Origin of the sequence: Chroococcidiopsis sp. [FACHB-1243] (genome assembly GCF_014696895.1) — a bacterium.
GTDB lineage: Bacteria > Cyanobacteriota > Cyanobacteriia > Cyanobacteriales > Chroococcidiopsidaceae > Chroococcidiopsis.
Genome location: NZ_JACJQX010000017.1, coordinates 88,724 through 106,014, shown reverse-complemented (window position 1 = coordinate 106,014; position 17,291 = coordinate 88,724). Strand labels below are relative to the sequence as shown.

The 17,291-nt window shown below is 47.5% G+C and carries 13 protein-coding genes and 2 pseudogenes; 3 read left to right on the top strand and 12 right to left on the bottom strand.

Going from position 1 to position 17,291, the window contains the following annotated elements; all coding sequences use genetic code 11:
* Positions 1-231 precede the first annotated feature (231 nt).
* Positions 232-438 (top strand): annotated as a pseudogene (locus H6G17_RS14605) (hypothetical protein); the annotation flags it as partial.
* 167 nt (positions 439-605) lie between these two features.
* Here the strand turns inward: H6G17_RS14605 and H6G17_RS14600 are convergent.
* Positions 606-2,171: an AAA-like domain-containing protein gene (locus H6G17_RS14600; RefSeq protein ID WP_192158275.1), complete on the bottom strand. Its 1,566-nt coding sequence runs from the start codon at positions 2,169-2,171 to the stop codon at positions 606-608.
* A gap of 4 nt (positions 2,172-2,175) precedes the next feature.
* Complete coding sequence (locus H6G17_RS14595; protein ID WP_192158273.1) at positions 2,176-3,537, bottom strand: AAA-like domain-containing protein; 1,362 nt, start codon at positions 3,535-3,537, stop codon at positions 2,176-2,178.
* A gap of 440 nt (positions 3,538-3,977) precedes the next feature.
* Between H6G17_RS14595 and H6G17_RS14590 the strand changes: the two genes are divergently transcribed.
* Positions 3,978-4,223 (top strand): hypothetical protein, encoded by a 246-nt coding sequence (locus tag H6G17_RS14590; RefSeq protein WP_192158271.1) that lies wholly within the window; start codon positions 3,978-3,980, stop codon positions 4,221-4,223.
* Positions 4,224-4,289: 66 nt separating this feature from the next.
* Here H6G17_RS14590 and H6G17_RS14585 read toward each other — a convergent pair whose 3' ends face one another.
* The 4 genes and pseudogenes from H6G17_RS14585 to H6G17_RS14570 all read right to left on the bottom strand — a co-directional run bounded on the left by H6G17_RS14585 (position 4,290) and on the right by H6G17_RS14570 (position 9,163).
* A complete protein-coding gene (locus tag H6G17_RS14585) occupies positions 4,290-5,348 on the bottom strand; it encodes a Fe(3+) ABC transporter substrate-binding protein (protein WP_192158269.1) in 1,059 nt (352 codons plus the stop codon).
* A 96-nt stretch (positions 5,349-5,444) separates the two neighbouring features.
* Complete coding sequence (locus tag H6G17_RS14580) at positions 5,445-6,113, bottom strand: Fe2+-dependent dioxygenase (protein WP_192158327.1); 669 nt, start codon at positions 6,111-6,113, stop codon at positions 5,445-5,447.
* Positions 6,114-6,298: 185 nt separating this feature from the next.
* Positions 6,299-6,892 (bottom strand): annotated as a pseudogene (locus H6G17_RS34650) (histidine phosphatase family protein); the annotation flags it as partial.
* Between the two features lie 597 nt (positions 6,893-7,489).
* The gene (locus H6G17_RS14570) at positions 7,490-9,163 is read right to left on the bottom strand and encodes an iron ABC transporter permease (RefSeq protein WP_192158267.1); all 1,674 of its coding nucleotides are present in this window, start codon (positions 9,161-9,163) and stop codon (positions 7,490-7,492) included.
* Between the two features lie 132 nt (positions 9,164-9,295).
* Here H6G17_RS14570 and H6G17_RS14565 point away from each other — a divergent pair, with 132 nt between their 5' ends.
* Positions 9,296-10,342, top strand: coding sequence for an ABC transporter ATP-binding protein (locus H6G17_RS14565; protein WP_192158265.1), 1,047 nt, complete (start codon positions 9,296-9,298; stop codon positions 10,340-10,342).
* 153 nt (positions 10,343-10,495) lie between these two features.
* Here H6G17_RS14565 and H6G17_RS14560 read toward each other — a convergent pair whose 3' ends face one another.
* The 6 genes from H6G17_RS14560 to H6G17_RS14535 form a co-directional block, all read right to left on the bottom strand.
* Positions 10,496-10,774, bottom strand: a complete 279-nt coding sequence (locus H6G17_RS14560; protein WP_192158262.1) for a hypothetical protein — start codon at positions 10,772-10,774, stop codon at positions 10,496-10,498.
* Positions 10,775-10,936: 162 nt separating this feature from the next.
* Positions 10,937-11,968 (bottom strand): glycosyltransferase family 2 protein, encoded by a 1,032-nt coding sequence (locus H6G17_RS14555; RefSeq protein WP_192158260.1) that lies wholly within the window; start codon positions 11,966-11,968, stop codon positions 10,937-10,939.
* Positions 11,969-12,188: 220 nt separating this feature from the next.
* On the bottom strand, positions 12,189-13,106 hold the full coding sequence (locus tag H6G17_RS14550; protein ID WP_192158258.1) for an FAD binding domain-containing protein: 918 nt from the start codon (positions 13,104-13,106) through the stop codon (positions 12,189-12,191).
* A 108-nt stretch (positions 13,107-13,214) separates the two neighbouring features.
* Positions 13,215-15,605 carry a molybdopterin cofactor-binding domain-containing protein gene (locus H6G17_RS14545; RefSeq protein ID WP_192158257.1) on the bottom strand — a complete coding sequence of 797 codons (2,391 nt, stop codon included), beginning with the start codon at positions 15,603-15,605 and terminating at the stop codon, positions 13,215-13,217.
* Positions 15,606-15,672: 67 nt separating this feature from the next.
* Complete coding sequence (locus H6G17_RS14540) at positions 15,673-16,425, bottom strand: SDR family oxidoreductase (RefSeq protein ID WP_192158256.1); 753 nt, start codon at positions 16,423-16,425, stop codon at positions 15,673-15,675.
* A gap of 506 nt (positions 16,426-16,931) precedes the next feature.
* Positions 16,932-17,237 (bottom strand): antibiotic biosynthesis monooxygenase family protein, encoded by a 306-nt coding sequence (locus H6G17_RS14535; RefSeq protein ID WP_192158255.1) that lies wholly within the window; start codon positions 17,235-17,237, stop codon positions 16,932-16,934.
* Positions 17,238-17,291 lie beyond the last annotated feature (54 nt).

The following is a 17,291-nucleotide window of genomic DNA, read 5'->3' as shown; positions in this document are numbered from 1 at the left end:
AAATTGTAAAACATCAAACTACAACTCAGCTAAAAAAATACCAAATGCTAAAAAAACAGGTCGAAATTTATAGTTTTTTTTGGTAAGAGAACTAAAAAAACTAGCAATAATAACTATTTACAACCAGACAGCTAATATTTGAGCGAATTTTTGTAACGCAATTTCGCGATCGCACAGATGGCGATCGCCCAGGTTAAAATGCAAAGGTAATATTGAAACAAAGTCAAGCCAATGGCAGTGCGACAACCCCGCTACAGCAAAGAAGAGTATGCTCGACAGGGCGATGAGATTTATGAATCTCAGGTGCGTCCTCAAGTCGAGGAAGGTAACTACGGCAAGATTGCAGCTATCGATATTGAAACCGGAGACTTTGAAGTTGATGCGAGTGAAATTGTAGCCTGCGATCGCCTCGAAGCCCGTCGTCCAGATGCTCAAATTTGAATTGTCCGTATTGGCTCTCGCTATGTCCGTCGATTTGGTGGGCGCAGCCGGAGAACTATGTGATTATTGGAGTAGTTAACGAGGAATTTGAACCGATTATTTCACTTTCAATTCGCCGCTCTGATGGCAAAGTCTGAATGATTGAATTTTATCGAAATTTTTTCTCAGTTCATCGCCGATCGAAGCCCGACCGCGCACCAACGGTATTGAAAGAAAGTTGCTACCCCCAATCCTAAAGCGATCGCCAAGACCAAACATAAAGTGCCTAAAAATAACTTTTGGAATCTGGCAGCTTTTCGCTCTTGCAACAGTCGCGCCGCTATTTCTTGAGTCCGTTCTGCTTCCAATCGCGTCTCAACTTCTCGGCGATCGCATTCTTGGCTTGCTGCTAAAAACTGATAATCCAATTCGCTCAAGCTTTTACCTTGCGACCAAGCTTGAGCCTCAACTAAGGCTTGCCCGCGCAACAACCGCGAAGAGTCGCGCCTTTGTGAAACTAACCAAGCATCTAATGCCTGGGAGTAGGGTCGCAGTTTTGCCAATTGTTTTTCTACCCAAGTTTGATTAAATACTTCTCGATAAATGCGGTTTTTGACTTGCAATTGTCCTTGGTGCTTGACAACCAAACCCGATAACAACAACTCGATCTGCTCGTGAGAGTCATCTACGGGGATTTCAACTCCTTGTAAAATTTGCTGATAGATGCCTAGCAAAGCACTAGCACGCTGTTCGTTTCGCAGCAAGCGATCGCGGATCGTCTTCAAATGCTCTGGCTCGTCCTTCGCTTCCCAATTTTCAATAATGTGGATTCTGACGAGTTTTTCTAAGATTAATGGCGGGAATTGGTAATAAAAACGGATCAGATGATAATTCACGATCGGTAGATGATAATCTAACTTGAATCGGTCTTCGCCTTCTAGATTTGTAGATTCGAGTAAATCTTGACTCCCGCTCATCCTTTCCTGAATCGCAATTTGACAAAGTTTCTGAGTCAGAAATGGCTGTCCGTCCGTCCACGCCAAGATGTCTTTGAGTACAGATATCGGATTGGCTACCTTGCCTTCTAATCCAGCTGCTAGCGGCTGCACTTCTGATAGATCGAAGCCATGCAGATCGATAGATTTACCGATATTAAATGGAGTCCGATGGCGATCGGCAATCAAATCTGAAGGCGTTGCTACCCCAAATAGCGCCCAAGTCAGGCGGTTATATTCTGGATTCTCCGCTCGCTGGTTGTAACAAGCTCGAATCAAGGCAAAAAAATCTTCAGTTGGGAAATTAAGTCCCAGTACGCTATCAATTTCATCAACAAAAATAAAGATTTTCTCGCTCTGAATTTGGACTAACAAAATGTCTTCGATAAACTGGCTGAATCGCTGAAGTAGAGATAAATCTTCTCGTTCTTGCCACCAAGCTTTGAAATTGATTTTGCCAAAGAGATTGAAACCTCTTAATAAATCCACCATCACACCCTTGTACCACTGAGCGGGAGTAATATTTTCGCTGCCGATCCGTGTCATGTCGATTGAGGCACACCTAAAACCTCTTTCCTCTAAGCGATGCCGAGTTCTTAGCCGCAGGCTAGATTTGCCCATTTGTCGGCAGCTAAAAACATAACAAAACTCGCCTCTGAGCAAAGCACGATCGAGTTCAGCATCAGCCTGTCGCTCCACGTAGCTAGGAGCATCCATTTTGAGACTGCCACCAACTTGATATTCGTATGCGTTCATCGGCTTAGCCTAATTGCTCGCGGAAATACAATCGATACAACTCACAGCTTGGCGTTGCCAAATTTCCCTCCAGCTTGACTAATCCCATACTTTCTAATTTATAGGCAGCGATCGCTTCTAATTGCACGGGTTCATTGGATGTTACGACTCGCTTGAATGCTGTCGCTAGTTCGGGATGCTCGTGGAGATTAGCCAGGTACCCCCGTAAGCGATCGCTATAGACTCCAGAAACGGTAGGAGCAGCTTGTAGCAGTTGGTTTAGGCTCACTTCCTGGCGTGCCAAATGATAGAGCGCAATGCGGATCAGATAGGGATGTCCCCCCACCATTGCTAGCAAGAGAGCTAGATTTTTCACCCCCTCCTCGCTCTTACTCCAATCCAGACGATGACGTACTGCCAGCTCCTGCGCTTGCTCCAAACTAAATTCTGGTAATTTAATTGGTAATCCAACGTTAAAAGGAGATTGATTGATATCTAGAGGGATATAGGCTTCCGTAGCATGAACTACCACCAGTCGTAGTTTTTTCCAGATTTCTAATTCCGAGGCATCTTCATACCAAGAGCGCAGCAGTGGCAGAAAATCGCTAGAGATTTCAGGATACTCAAAAATCCGATTGACTTCATCCAAAGCCAAAACCATTGGAGAGTCAATTTCTGCCAGTAAAAATTCTTGGAAATATATCGAGCAGCTAACTTTACTGCCAATATCCTCATCCCAATAGTCATCCAGCCTCGGCTCTAAATTCAACTGACGGCTAATATTCGCACACAACCAGCGTAAGAATTTATCTAAGGACGTGAAAATGCTACTATCTGCCCGCTGCAAGCTTAACAGCACGGTGTGGAACCCCTGCTGTTTGGCATGAGCCAAAATTCTATGCATCAGGGATGTTTTTCCCATCTGCCTGGGAGCTTTAAGTCGCAGTAAACTTCCAGGTTTGCTAATTTGAGCATAGGCAAGTTCTTCAATCGGCGGACGCTCGATGTAAAACAGAGAATCAAGCGGTACTGGTCCGCCAGGAAATTCTAAAAAGTCAGGCTTGGGGCTAATAGATGCACTTTGTACCTCTCTCCCTTTTTGTCCCCCAGATTCATGCATCGACTCGCGCCACTGACGCTCTAAGGCAGCGCGAAAGTTAGTTTTACTGACATTTTCTCCTAAAGCTTTGCTCAAGAGCTTCCAGAATTTGGGACCGACATCGCGTGTCAAATAACTGACAGAATAACCCGCAGCCTCAGCCGTCTGCTCGTAGGTCTGATTTTGCCAAGCACCCATGAGAATAGCAGTTTCTACGTCACTCAGGTGCCTGCCCCACTGGGCAAATACAACTTTATCGGTTATTTCAAGTGCTTGGTCAAAGTTCATACCAGTCCTACACTGACCCTGCTGCTTTACTTATACCCTGAGATTACCAGAAATGTTGAAGCCTGTTAGTTAGTCGTTAATTGTAATGACAGGTCAAATTAACATATGCGTTGCAGCATGAGTCATGTATTCTTTTTGTTGACGCTCCCACAGAATTGCACGGGGGATTCCTACTTCACATAGAGAACTTATACCAGGTTTGCTCCAAGCAGAGTAGAGGTTCCCTCTCCATCGGCTTGAGATTCCTAGCGCCCCTGGGTATTTAGTTTTAAAATGTTGATGGCAGCGTTTGTGGCGCGGTCTAAAACTAATCCACAGACATAAACATGAGTTCTGTTGTTTAATGTTTTAGCGACTAAAACCCCATAGCAGCTACACCCAACTTAGCATTTCAACCCCTAGCTAAACCTTTAACCCGTACGCCATCTAATCAAAGGATCGTGAACAAATATATTCTTATTGACTGCGGTTTTCATGATGAGCTAGAAGCATTAGCAACCTTACGCCAATCATGTCGGATTGTATATCGTAATGCAGCTGAGGAATCAGTTGAAATCGAAGGTTTCATTGTGGATGTTTATGCTGCAAACCAAGCTGATTTTCTAAAAATGAATGATGGTACAGAAATTCGATTGGATAAAATTGTTTCGGTTAACGACAAGCAGATTTCTTTTTGTACAGATTGATTGAATGAAGCCTACGCCGTCCCCTCGGGACAGCATAGGGAATTCATTAATTCAAAGCTACCCGCGTTATTTCCACCCAGCTCGATCCATAATTTGTAGAGCTGTTGCACCATTGCGACCAAACACAGCCGCATTGAGCGAATCTTCCTTAAATTTCCCGTAGCTTGCCAAAATCGGATCGACTGCTACGCCTGCTACGACTGGATATTCGTGATTACTTTTGGCAAAAATTTCCTGGGCGCGAGAACCTGCAAGAAATTCGAGGAATTTAATTGCGTTTTCTTTGTTAGGAGAGGTCTTGACCAATCCACCACCGCTAATATTGACGTGAGTACCGCGACCCTTTTGGTTGGGAAAAAACACGCCAATTTTTTCAGCAACGGCGCGATCGGCAGGTTTATCGGAAGCTGCAATTCGTGCTAGGTAATAGGTATTGCAAATTGCTAAGCTCCCCACCCCAGCAGCGCAGGCTTGAATTTGTCCGACATCGTTGCCTTGAGCTGGACGGGCAAAGTTTGCTACTAACCCCCGTACCCAAGCTTCCGTTTTGGACTCACCATTAGCCGCTAAAATCGACCCTACTAAGGATTGGTTGTAAACATTATTGGACGGTCGTACTAAAATTTGACCGCGCCATTTTGGGTTTGTCAAGTCTTCGTATGTGGACAGGTCTGCTGGTTTTACCTTAGTTTTGTCATACATAATCACCCGCGCCCGCTTCGAGAAGCCAAACCACAGACCATCAGGATGACGCAGGTTTTTGGGAATAGCCTTGGTCAAGAGCGCCGATTTGACAGGTTGAAACAGCCCTGCTTGTTCTGCCCGCCACAAACGCCCTGCATCAACCGTCACCAAAACATCTGCTGGACTATTGGCTCCCTCACTCCTAATCCGCTCGATCAACGGATCGGCTTCGCCTTCAATTAGGTTTACCTGAATTCCCGTGGCATCTGCAAAAGCTTGATAGATTTCACTATCTGCATCGTAATGACGCGCTGAATAGAGATTGACTACTCGATTGCCACCTGTTTGGGCTGACGCTCCCAGCCCCCACGTCCCAATTGTCACAGTTGCCGCAGCACCAGCAGTTGCACCCAAAAAGGTGCGACGAGTCATCTTGCTCATAAATCCTTCTAGCTTACGTTCTCGCGATCGCAATTTTGATTTAGTAATAATAATGTCATTAATAGGTACAGACTTTTAAAAAATTTTTGCATTAGCTCAAAACTCCGTCCACTGACGTAAAAGATTGGCATGGCTTTTAGAAATTAAATCGAATACGGGCGTTTTGCCGGAGGCTTCAAACAGCGTTTGACGTGCCGTATCGAGATCGAACAAAATTTCTCGCTGCTGAGGATCGCTTACCAAACTTTGAATCCAGGTGACTGCTGCTAGGCGCACGCCTTGAGTCACGGCTTCCACGCGGTGCAACGTTGATGAAGGATAAACGATCGCCGATCCCGCAGGTAACTTAAATGCTGCCTCTCCCTGAGTCCCCTCTATTACCAGTTCTCCTCCCTCATATGTGGTAGGTTCACTGAGAAATATTGTCATTGATACATCCGATCGCATGAAAGGATCGTACATCAAAGCATTATCGATATGAGTGCCGTAAGACATGCCGATATCGTAGCGACTGATAGTTACCGGACGAATCATATAGGGACGCACCGCCATTTGGAATAAGGCGTGCCGCTGTAAAGCTGCATCGATGATATCTCGCACGATCGCCAGTGCTGGCGATCCCTGGGGGAGTTGGGTATTGTGTTTGACCTGGCGGGCGTGCCAGCCAGCTGTAGCTTTACCGTCCACGAACTCAGCCATCTCCAGTTTGGCGATCGTCGTTTCTAGCTCTGTAGGGTTAAGGATATTGCCAATACACAGAATCATGGCGATCGCAATGCTGTAAGAAGGAGTGAGGAGTGAGGAGTTAGGGAAAGGATAAGGGAGACAAGGGGAGCAATTCAAAATTTCCCAACTCTCGACCCCTGCTCCCTGATAGTTGTCAACTGTCAACCACCAACCACCAACCACCAATTACCAATTGCCCTGATAACTGATAACTGATAACTGACTTATTGTGCCATTTTTGCCCATTCTTCAGGCAGCATATTAGCAACGAGTTCAAACTTCCCCTTGCCATCTGGCTTCACAATGTATGCGACACCTTGAGGCTCTGGATAAATTCCTGTTGCCGCATCAAACACGTCGTCGTGACCCACAACTACCGTATTGGTTCCGTCAGCAGGCGTAGTCGTGAGGAATGGCATCACCGCAGTCCGCATCTGGGCTTTCTGGGCTTCGGTGTAATCTTCAGCAGGTGGAAAATTTAAGGCTGCTCTCTTTTCAGTGCGACCAAAGGCAATATCTGCTGTCTGCCAAGCACGGCAATATTCGCTAGAGTAAACTTGACCTACAGGAATCTTCAACGCTTCAAAGGCTTGACCGATCGTTCGCGACTGCTGCCAGCCAACTTCACTTAGCATCCGCTGAGTCGAACAATCTCCCATTTTTGCAGACACTTGGTCGGCATAATCTTTTTCAGTTTGGGCATGTCGGAAGTAAATGACATATCCACCATCCTGCAAGGCGTTTAACAGTTGCTTACCACTGAGCTTATCTTTGAATGATGTTCCTGCTTCACCGCCTTCACCACCTTCACCACCCTGGCTAGGGGTAGTAGTAGCAGGAGGCTTGGCGGGACTACTACCTTCACCACCCTGTCTGGGAGTAAAAGTAGTGGGGGGCTTGGCAGGACTACCACCTTCACCGCCTTCACCACCTTCACCGCCTTCACCACCCTGGCTAGGGGTAGTAGTAGAAGGCTTGGCAGGGGTACTACCTTCACCACCTTCACCACCCTGGCTAGGGGTAGTAGTAGAAGGCTTGGTAGGGCTACCACCTTCGCCGCCTTCACCGCCCTCACCACCTTGGGCTATCTTCATCACTGAAGGGCGATCGGGTATTTCGATCGCCCTTTCCGCAGCTGCTTCTACGGCACGATCGGTTGCCGCGATCGCTACCGCGCCTGAGAGAACGTAAGCGCCCACACCTACCCAGATTTTTACCTTACCTAAGTTCATAACTCACTAACCACATTAATTAACTAAGACCAGGGAACTACGTGCTACTCGAAAATCGATTCAGCACTATTTAGTCAAAACACGATCTGGCGTTTAACAAAACGCCTTTTCGAGCGCAGATAGTCTGCTAATGATAAGTTTTTGCATTAGAGAGGAATATACCACGATCTCGTGTCAAAAGAACTACCTGTAGTCAATTTCCTCCGATCTAGTACGGGTAATCTGCCGACTTAAAGCAATCACAGGAATAATCCCAACAGCAACAATTGCCAATGCGGGTGCAGCTGCCTCTGCCAAACGCTCATCTGCTGCCAGCCGATAGACCTCTACTGCCAGCGTATCAAAGTTAAACGGACGAACGATCAGCGTCGCAGGCAATTCTTTCATCACATCGACAAACACTAAAATTGCTGCCGTGAGTAAGCCACCACTCATCAACGGTGCGTGAATCTGCACCAGAGTGCGAGTTGTGCCACAGCCGAGCGATCGCGCCGCGTCATCCAGGTTGGGTTTAATGCGGCTGAGGCTGGATTCAACCGTGTTATACGAAACCGCCAAGAATCGCACCAAATAGGCAAATACCAGCGTTATAATTGTGCCGCTGAGCAACAAGCCAGTCGAAATGCCGAAAGTCGATCGCATCCCAGCATCTACCGCATTATCGATCGCCCCAATGGGAAACAGCACGCCCACGGCAATCACCGCACCAGGAATTGCATAGCCCACCGTTGCCGTTCTGACTGCTACCTGCATACCCCAATTGGCGCTCAGCCGCAGACCGTAAGCTAGGATGGGTGACACGACGACTGCCACTATTGCCGTTACTGCCGCTAGGATCAGGCTATGGCGAGAAAGCTCCCAAAAGCGTTGGCTAAAGTTGTGAGTTATGTCAGTCATTGCCATGTATAGCAAACGTCCAGCCGGAATCAAAAAACCCAGCCCGATCGGCAGTCCACAAACGATAATAGCAGCGATCGCCCGCCATCCCCGCAGCTTAAACGCAGACAATCGCTGATAGCGTCCCGTGTGGTGATAGCGCGTTTGCTGCCGAGACCAGCGCTCCAGCCCAATTAGTAACAGCACAAATACCAATAACAACGCCGACAGTTGTGAAGCAGCAATTCGATCGCCCATACCAAACCACGTTCGATAAATCCCAACGCTAAACGTATTCACGGCAAAATATTGCACCGTTCCAAAATCATTTAGCGTTTCCATCAGCACCAGTGATACCCCTGCGACAATCGCTGGTCGAGCTAACGGTAATGCGACTCGCATGAAACTGCGCCAAGGATTGCATCCCAGCAACCGACTTGCTTCTAGCGTACAAACTGACTGCTCTAAAAATGCCACTCGGCTGAGCAAGTAAACGTAGGGATATAGCACGAGACTGATAATGGCGATCGCACCACCGAGCGATCGAACCGTAGGAAACCAGTAGTCATTCACGCTCGTCCAGCCAAACATGTCTCGCAGCGCCAACTGCACCGGACCGTAAAACTCCAACATTTCCGTATACACATACGCCAGCACGTAAGCTGGAGCAGCTAATGGTAGTAGTAGCGCCCATTCTAATAGCCGCTGTCCGGGAAATCGGCACATTGTCACCAACCACGCTGTCCCCACGCCAATCACCACCGTACACAGCCCAACCCCCAGCATTAACCACAGAGAACTGCTGATGTAGTCCGGTAGCACTGTGGTTAGGAGGTGGTTCCATACCGTGCCGGAGTTTGTCAAGACACTACTGAGTACCACTCCAATCGGAGCGAGAATCAGTAGGGCGATCGCTATAACTAAGAACGTCCAGCCATTCCAGGAACGTTTGAAAATACGGCGAGAGTCAAGCGTATGCATAGGGCAATGAAGCAAAAAGATAATCAGAAACGATCTGTCCAGCTAATAATATGAAATTCTTGATGAGAATATATTGCAGGACTCCATTACACTATAAAGGCAAGTCTAAGTTGATATAGCTTTTCCGCTTTCATGCCCTCTCCCCTTCTCTGTCTGCATCAGGTCACTCGACAATTTTCCCGCCGGACTCAACCCGCCGTCTGTGGGGTTTCCCTGTCGTTGCCAGCAGGCGATTTACTAGCGCTGCTCGGTCCCTCTGGTTGTGGCAAAACTACGCTCCTGCGGTTAATTGCTGGATTTGAACAGCCCCAGAACGGCACGATTGAGATTGCCCAGCGGCGGGTATCGGGCGATGGGCATTGGTTGCCACCAGAACAGCGGAATGTGGGGATGGTGTTTCAGGACTACGCCTTGTTCCCACATCTCACGGTGAGTCAAAATATTGCGTTTGGCTTAGATCGCTCCTCCAAAACTGCCAAGCAGGTGAAAGATGCACTCGCCTTAGTCAATCTGACTGGCATGGAAAACCGCTATCCTCACCAACTCTCTGGCGGACAACAGCAGCGTGTTGCTCTCGCTCGTGCCATTGCTCCGCGTCCGGCGCTGATTCTGCTCGACGAACCGCTGAGCAATCTGGATGCACAAGTGCGATTGCGGTTGCGGCACGAGTTGCGCGCGATTCTCAAAGCTGCGGGTGTATCGGCGATACTTGTGACGCACGATCGCGAAGAAGCGCTATCGCTCGCCGATCGGGTTGCAGTCATGTGTAATGGTTATCTGGAGCAAATTGATACGCCAGAGTACCTATATCAGCAACCAGCATCGCGGTTTGTTGCTGAGTTTGTCACCCAAGCCAATTTAATTCCAGCTCAGCGTCAAGGTGACGTGTGGCAGACAGAAATCGGTACTATCCCTGTTTCCCTAACTGGCGATTGCGATCGGCAGGATGCAGTCGATCTGATGGTGCGCCAAGAAGAGATCGTTCTCACCGCCGTTCCTACCAGTCAAATTTTAATTCGCGATCGCCAGTTCCTCGGACGCGAATATCGCTATGTCCTCCATACACCTAGCGGTCGTGAGATCGTGGCGCGGACTCCCACAAACACTTATTTAGCGGTTAACACTCCAGTGCAGCTAGAGATCGCCACCCAAAAGTTACAGCTTTATCCTAAAACCTAATGCGATCCACCGCCCGATATTACATTGTGCGATCGCACAGCGCGAGCGTAAATAATGCTAATCCAAACAACAAGTCAATTTTCAACACGAATGGCGGAATGCGAGCATGAAGGCGATCGATGTAGGCATTACAGTTTTGGCATGGTGAAACTGTTACGACCAGGGAAGTCTAGAGGCGATCGCGCCTATTAGCACGATAAATCCTAACGCCCGCCGGAAGTAGTTCACACCTTGGAACAGTTCCAGCCACGCCCAGGTGAATAAGGAGCCAAAAGCGAGTGCGTCTAGCCCTGTATGGATGTTGCCAGTCGTGGGAATCAAATTGAGTAAAGTTGCTGCTAGCCAGACCAGAATCGGCAGATTGGGCTTTTGAGCCAGGACAATCTCGCCCTGGCTGTCCCGAAAAGTACGGTTGAACAAAGTGTCTTCCATATCGGTGGAATATAGGTATGATTAATGAAGTGTACTGTAGGCAGTAGCTCAACGCTCATCCACCAAAAGAGTAGTGTTTTAGGGAAGACTATTCAACGAATACTGACAATCTAGGACGATCGCTTCGTTAGTGTAGAAAAAATCTGTTTCAGTTCCACGGTATTAGATGGGTGTGGTAACAGTCGAATGTTCTCCAGCATCTACGATTGTTTTGACTCGTTGCAGATCGCGGAGCAACCGAAAACGTCGAATGCTTAGAAAGAGTGGATTTGCATGATAATATGCCCGCAAGTAGATTTCAATCTTTTCTATTACGGAAGTATTAGACAAGTATTCGTCAATTGAGGACTTACACCCTGGCTCAATGCCACCTGTTTGCCAATATATACCAAGACCAATGCCAAAAATTTTGTTGGCAAAATTGATCGTAACTGGAAATTTATTTCGCATCCAGTAAGCAGTTAAAGTTAAGATTCTGGCTTCAACTTGTTTCTTATTACCATGAAAAAAATCTAAGGTAAAAGCATTATTCTCATGAACCTTCTGAATAGCTAACTCCTCATTTAGAAAGAATCCAGATGACAATGCTAAAGCTGTAAATTTGATGTAATGATCTCCTAAGGAGATATTTTGAGCAACTGGCATTGGTAGGAGTTTTTGAAGTAGCGATCGCTGAAAACAAAGTCCTGATGTTGCTGGAACAAAATATGGTAATCTTCCTTGCCGTACCTGTTGTCTAAAGTCTACTTTGTGGCTAGAGATGCCATCAGGATCGCTTCTGATAACCGTATTTTTACTATAATCAAGCAACTTGAGAGGGTGATAACACCAACCAATATCTGAATTTAGTTGAAAAATTTCTAGAATTTTTTCTACCTTCGTTCGGTCAAAAGCATCATCGGAGTCTAAAATGCAAATAATTTCACCTTTGCTCGCAAGAAACCCTGCATTAAAAGCAGAAGCTTGTCCGCCATTTTCTTTGAAGATTGAAATAATGCGATCGCCGTATCCAGAAATCACGTTAGGAGAATTATCAGTAGAACCATCATCAACTACAATTACCTCAACGTTAGAATAAGTTTGGTTAAGGGCGCTGTCAATCGCCTCTCCTAAAAACTGACCGTAATTATAGTTATTAATAAGAATACTAACTAACGGATTTGTGACAGAGCTATTGAATTTCGTTTCCAACATTACCTCCTAAACATAATGAGATCGATTAAGACACGGACGACTGGCTATGAAATGGACAGATGAGGGATACGCTCCAAGTATTCCCAGTACATAAGTCGCAGGCACTAGTTTATAGACATTTTCCTACAGCTACTTTAGTTTCTCTGCTTACAGATGCAAATGGGTTTAGAGATGATAAAGTAATAGTGAAAAGACTGCGATCGCATTTCCCGGCTGCAAATCAAATATAACTGTGAATCTCGACACGTTCGGTAGCGCGAGTGAGCGATCGAGCAGTAAGCACACCCATTAGGTAAGTGCGATACTCTGCCGAGATGTAGTTGTTAGAAAGGCTATTCAGTACTTTGCTAGCTTCCTCGCTGATAGACACGCTTTCTGTCGCCAGATTAGCCGCAGCCGCAATGTTTTTTGTTGTCGGTGCTTTGCCCTCCAGTGCTGCCTCGACCTGACGCAGACGGATAGCACGAGCATGAGCGCCAGTAACAGCCACACGGCATTTACTCACAATACCGCTGGACGATCGCCTAATCAAGGTCGCAATGCCACAAATGGTATAGCCACTGGCTGGGTGCTGGAACTTTTCGTAGGCACTATTAGTTCCGGTAACATAGGGTGGCAGATCGATCGAAGTGACGATTTCACCAGGCTCCAGCCCCATATTGAAAGAGGCGTTGATGAACTCTTCAGCCAGAATCGCACGATGACTGCTTGGACTAATCGTGTTGAACGTTGCTTCTAGAACCAAAGCAGCGGCAGGTAGATCGCAGGCTAAGTCATGGTAGGTGAAGATGTCACCGATTCTGCCCCAGTTGCGGATCTGAGCATCTCCAATGCTCAACGCTGCTTCAGCCAGAGCGCGATAGTTTTCCTTGAGCTTGAGAGCATTAGCGGTTTGGGCATAGGTAGTCATGACACCAATTTGGACGACACCATTCGGATCGCGATTGAGTCCAATCCCTTGCAAACCTTGAATTTTTCCTAGATCTACTAGTAGTAAGGGGGAGACTCGACCTAGCTTCATTTCTCTTAGTAAGCTGTGACCACCCGCAAGAATCTGTGCGCCGTCGTTCTCTTTTAGCAGATTCACCGCAGCTTCTAGAGTTTCAGGTGCAGCGTAGTCAAATTGAACTGGAATCATGTGACTTTATCCATTATCAGTTGTTCTGCGTTAGTAAAAAAAATTAAGTCGGAGTAGTAGATGAATTCTGTCCGTAACCCACGACTCACGATCTCGCGATCGCCCTACTCAAGAGTCATCATTCCTGGGGGTTTCACGCATCACCCGCCAAACTTTTTCTGGCGTTACAGGCATATCGATGTGAGTGACCCCCAAGTCGGAAAGAGCGTTACAAACAGCGTTGACGATCGCCGGAGGCACGGCTGTAATGCTGACATCACCTGCTCCCTTTGCTCCAAGCGGGTTATGAGGAGTGGGTGTGACAGTGCGATCGAGTTCAAACTTTGGTAACTGCGAAGCTTTCGCGATCGCGTATGTCGTAAATTCGTCCGTCAGAATTCGTCCGTCGCGATCGTATACAGCCTCTTCAAACAGGGCTTGACTGATCCCAAAATGGATATTACCGTGTGTTTGACCATCCACAATCATCGGGTTTCCCACATTTCCGAAGTCATCTACCGCTACATAACGAACGACTTCAACCTGACCAGTTTGTTCGTCAATTTCGACTAAGGCAATGTGAGTGCCGAAAGGATAATTAAAATCTGGTGGATCGAAGTAGGCGATCGCTTCCAAACCAGGTTCCATCCCTGCTGGTAAATCCCAAGCGTACCAAAGTGCCAGCGCAATCTCCTTTAAAGTTTTGAACTGCTCGGGCGCACCTTTAACATAAAATTTACCCCGGTCGGCTACCACCTCTGACTCTACCACTTTAAAAATATGGGCTGCCATTTGACGTGCTTTCTCGTCGATCTTTTGGGTAGCTTTGTACACTGTCGCTCCTTCCACGCTGAAGGAGCGCGAACCATAGCTTCCTTGTGCATAGATAGTACCCTTAGTATCGGAGTGCAGCACTTCAATTTCCTCTAAGTCAACACCAAGCTCCTCAGCGATAATCTGAGAAAAAGATGTCACCTGACCTTGACCGTGAGGTTGTGCGCCAGTGATAAGAGTAACATCGCCCGTTGGGTGAACGCGGATATGGGCGCTTCCCCAAGTACTCCCATTCAAACCTATATCTCTAGCCATCAGGGGAGAAGGACCAACACCTGCGATCGCTACATATGAACCAATTCCAACTCCGAGACGTTTGCCGCGCGTTCTAGCTTCCGCCTTCCGTTGTGCGACGTTGTTGTAATCGATCGTCGCCAGAGCTTTATCGAGCGCTACCTCATAGTTGCCAGAGTCATAAGTCCAACCTAGACCGTTTTTATAGGGAAACTGGTCGGCAGCAACCATATTTTTGCGGCGTACTTCAGCAGGATCTATACCAATACGCTGTGCGAAGAGATCGACCATGCGCTCGATTAGGAATATTGCCTCGGCACGACCAGCACCCCGAGCCGGACCATTGGGAACGAGGTTAGTAAACATACAGTAGACTTCATAGAAGGGATGCTCGATCGCATAGACTCCCGTAATGCTGCAACCTGTGAGGATCGCGGGAGCGCCTGGACCATTCGTAGCTGGGTAAGCTCCTAAATTAGCGTAGTTAGTGCAATGAAGGGCAGTAATCTGACCGTCTTGCGTCCCAGCTATAGTTACGTACTGGATTTGATCGCGAGCTTGTACTGTAGAGCGGGCTAAGCCTCGGCGCGTGTCAACCCACTTGACGGGGCGACATAGCTCCTTAGATAAAAAAAGTACAAGAGCCGTATCTGGGTAAAGATAACCCTTAGAACCAAAGCCGCCGCCAATATGGGGAGCGATGACACGCAGCTTGTTGTAGGGAATACCCATCACGAGTTGAGAGAGCAGAAAGCGGTTACCATGAGGAATTTGGGTATTCGTCCACAGAGTGTACTCCCCAGTCTCAGGGTTATAATCGCCGATGGAAGCGCGGAGTTCTACGGGGTTATGGATCGCTCGTTGATAGCGAATTCTTTGCTTGACAACCACCTCAGCGTTGGCGATCGCCTGCTCCGTCGCCTGTTTATTCCCGTGAGAGATGTACTGGTTGAGATTGTTGGGTACTGTATTGTGTAGTTGAGGTGCATCGGGCTGAAGTGCTTCTTCTGCATTGATGACTACCGGCAACGGCTCGTAGTTCACCTCGATTGCTGGCAGGGCATCATAGGCTTGCTGTCGGGTTAAGGCTACCACCACTGCCACAAATTCGCCAATGTAACGAACCCTCTCTGTAGCCAGAACAGTTTGGGCTCCGGGTAGTCCGTAGGGGTAGGAGGGAAAACGAGATTCTGCGCCACCAGGATTCATGATGCACGGTAGGGGCAGAATGGAACTAGTATCAGCTCCAGTAATCACCCGTACAACCCCAGGCATTCGCTCTGCGGCACTGGTATCTATACTTTGGATCAGTGCATGACCGCGATCGCTGTGCAAAATTGCCATGTGTAGCATATCAGGCAACGTGATGTCGGCTGTAAACTTGGCTTCCCCTCGCAGAAGTTCTGGATCTTCGCGTCGCTTAACTGATGTCCCTAAGATTTTGTTAGCCATGCTATTCCTCTTTTACGAGCGTGCTTAATTTTTTGCCGAGATCGTGCTTGCTTCTATCTCGCTCACCTTACTGGACGCTATATCCCCCATCGATCAGCATATTATGCCCGGTAACGAAGGAAGCTGCTTTTGAACACAACCACACCACAGCTTCTGCTACCTCCTCTGGTTCGCCAACACGTCCTACGGGATGTGCTGCTGCAAGTTGAGAAACTATGTCTTCAGTGGCACTATTCAACATATCGGTATTGATGGAACCAGGACTCACGACATTGATCCGGATACCAGATTTGGCATACTCTATCGCTGCCGATCGCGTTAAAGCAAGGATTCCGCCTTTAGTCGCAGCGTAAGCGGCATAGCCCGCAAAAGCAACGATACTAGCGGCAGAAGCCAAGTTCACAATCGCACCACTTTTCTGTTTGAGCATCGCTGGAATTTCGTACTTCAGGCAAAGCCACGTTCCTTTGAGGTTTACGTTGATATGACGATCCCATTCATCTTCTGACACATCGGTGAGTAGACTGGATGCCGAGATGACACCAGCGCTGTTACAAGCGCAGTCTAAACGACCGTAAGTATCCATAGTTTTGTTGACCAGCGCTTCTACTTCAGCAGCCTTTGACACATCAGTCTTGATGAAAAGAGCTTCACCTCCTGCCTCTTGTATGCGGCGCACGGTCTCCTGTCCCTCGGCATCGCGACGGCTGGCAGCCACGACTTTCGCTCCAGCGCGTGCAAATGCAAGTGCTGTTGCCTGACCAATACCTGATGAAGCCCCAGTAACAAGGGCGACTTTTCTATACAATCGATCCGTCATGCCTTTGCTCCTTCTTGTCAGTTAAATTGCTGCGTTCAGCGCTAATGATTCTTACGATTGGGTTAGGGAGTCGATGTCGTATCTTCTTGTGTAAGCTGAGACATCGAACCCAACGCGCGATCGCCCCGAGTCACCACATGGGGTTTAGCACGGAGGAAGCCTATATGGACAAAACTAGGTTTTAAAAAAAAAGGCACTCAGATTGTAGAGATCCAGCGCCACTGCTAACTCTAGCAGTAACTGTGTAGATCTTCTCTTAAAAAGCTATAGGAGCTCCGCAGTCGATCCCCCAACCCCCGCAAACTCGGGGGCTTTATGCCTCCCTTAAAAAGGGAGGTTAGGAGGGATCGTCGAGATCGGAAACTTCAAGTGCATAACTCCTGAAGCTAGTAGATGCAGTGGCTTTAGAGGATGCTCGAACAGCTCCTCCAAAAGGTGCGCTACTTTTCCAGCACTTATAAGCCATGACATATGCAAATAGGGTGCTTATGCTCACCCATAGACCTTTATTTTTTCAGGAAAATAGGTGTCTGTTTGTAATGCTGCATTTCATCAACTGACTTAATGTAAGGAGATACCAATTGAAAAAACTTTGGGAAATACGAACTGTTCCGAAAACCCTGCATATGACCTTCAATGGAATCCCAATCAATACGAAGAATGTAACGATTTGGTTCCTCTACACAATGAGCCAGCTGATAGCCCAGACAGTTAGGAGATTCTGCTAAATATTGCTGCGCCTGTTCGTAAGCAGATTCAAAAGCACTTTCTTGACCGATAGGAATGTTGTATCTAATGATTTCAATTACCATGAGGCTTTCTCCATAAATGAATTCAACTTGTACGGAAAAGAGCGTAGCGCGTTA

Coding starts and splice junctions, on each gene's coding strand:
- H6G17_RS14555 (WP_192158260.1), bottom strand. CDS start 11,968: ATGTTGGAAACGAAATTCAATAGCTCTGTCACAAATCCGTTAGTTAGT.
- H6G17_RS14540 (WP_192158256.1), bottom strand. CDS start 16,425: ATGACGGATCGATTGTATAGAAAAGTCGCCCTTGTTACTGGGGCTTCA.
- H6G17_RS14570 (WP_192158267.1), bottom strand. CDS start 9,163: ATGCATACGCTTGACTCTCGCCGTATTTTCAAACGTTCCTGGAATGGC.
- H6G17_RS14565 (WP_192158265.1), top strand. CDS start 9,296: ATGCCCTCTCCCCTTCTCTGTCTGCATCAGGTCACTCGACAATTTTCC.
- H6G17_RS14580 (WP_192158327.1), bottom strand. CDS start 6,113: ATGATTCTGTGTATTGGCAATATCCTTAACCCTACAGAGCTAGAAACG.
- H6G17_RS14550 (WP_192158258.1), bottom strand. CDS start 13,106: ATGATTCCAGTTCAATTTGACTACGCTGCACCTGAAACTCTAGAAGCT.
- H6G17_RS14535 (WP_192158255.1), bottom strand. CDS start 17,237: ATGGTAATTGAAATCATTAGATACAACATTCCTATCGGTCAAGAAAGT.
- H6G17_RS14560 (WP_192158262.1), bottom strand. CDS start 10,774: ATGGAAGACACTTTGTTCAACCGTACTTTTCGGGACAGCCAGGGCGAG.
- H6G17_RS14595 (WP_192158273.1), bottom strand. CDS start 3,537: ATGAACTTTGACCAAGCACTTGAAATAACCGATAAAGTTGTATTTGCC.
- H6G17_RS14545 (WP_192158257.1), bottom strand. CDS start 15,605: ATGGCTAACAAAATCTTAGGGACATCAGTTAAGCGACGCGAAGATCCA.
- H6G17_RS14585 (WP_192158269.1), bottom strand. CDS start 5,348: ATGAGCAAGATGACTCGTCGCACCTTTTTGGGTGCAACTGCTGGTGCT.
- H6G17_RS14600 (WP_192158275.1), bottom strand. CDS start 2,171: ATGAACGCATACGAATATCAAGTTGGTGGCAGTCTCAAAATGGATGCT.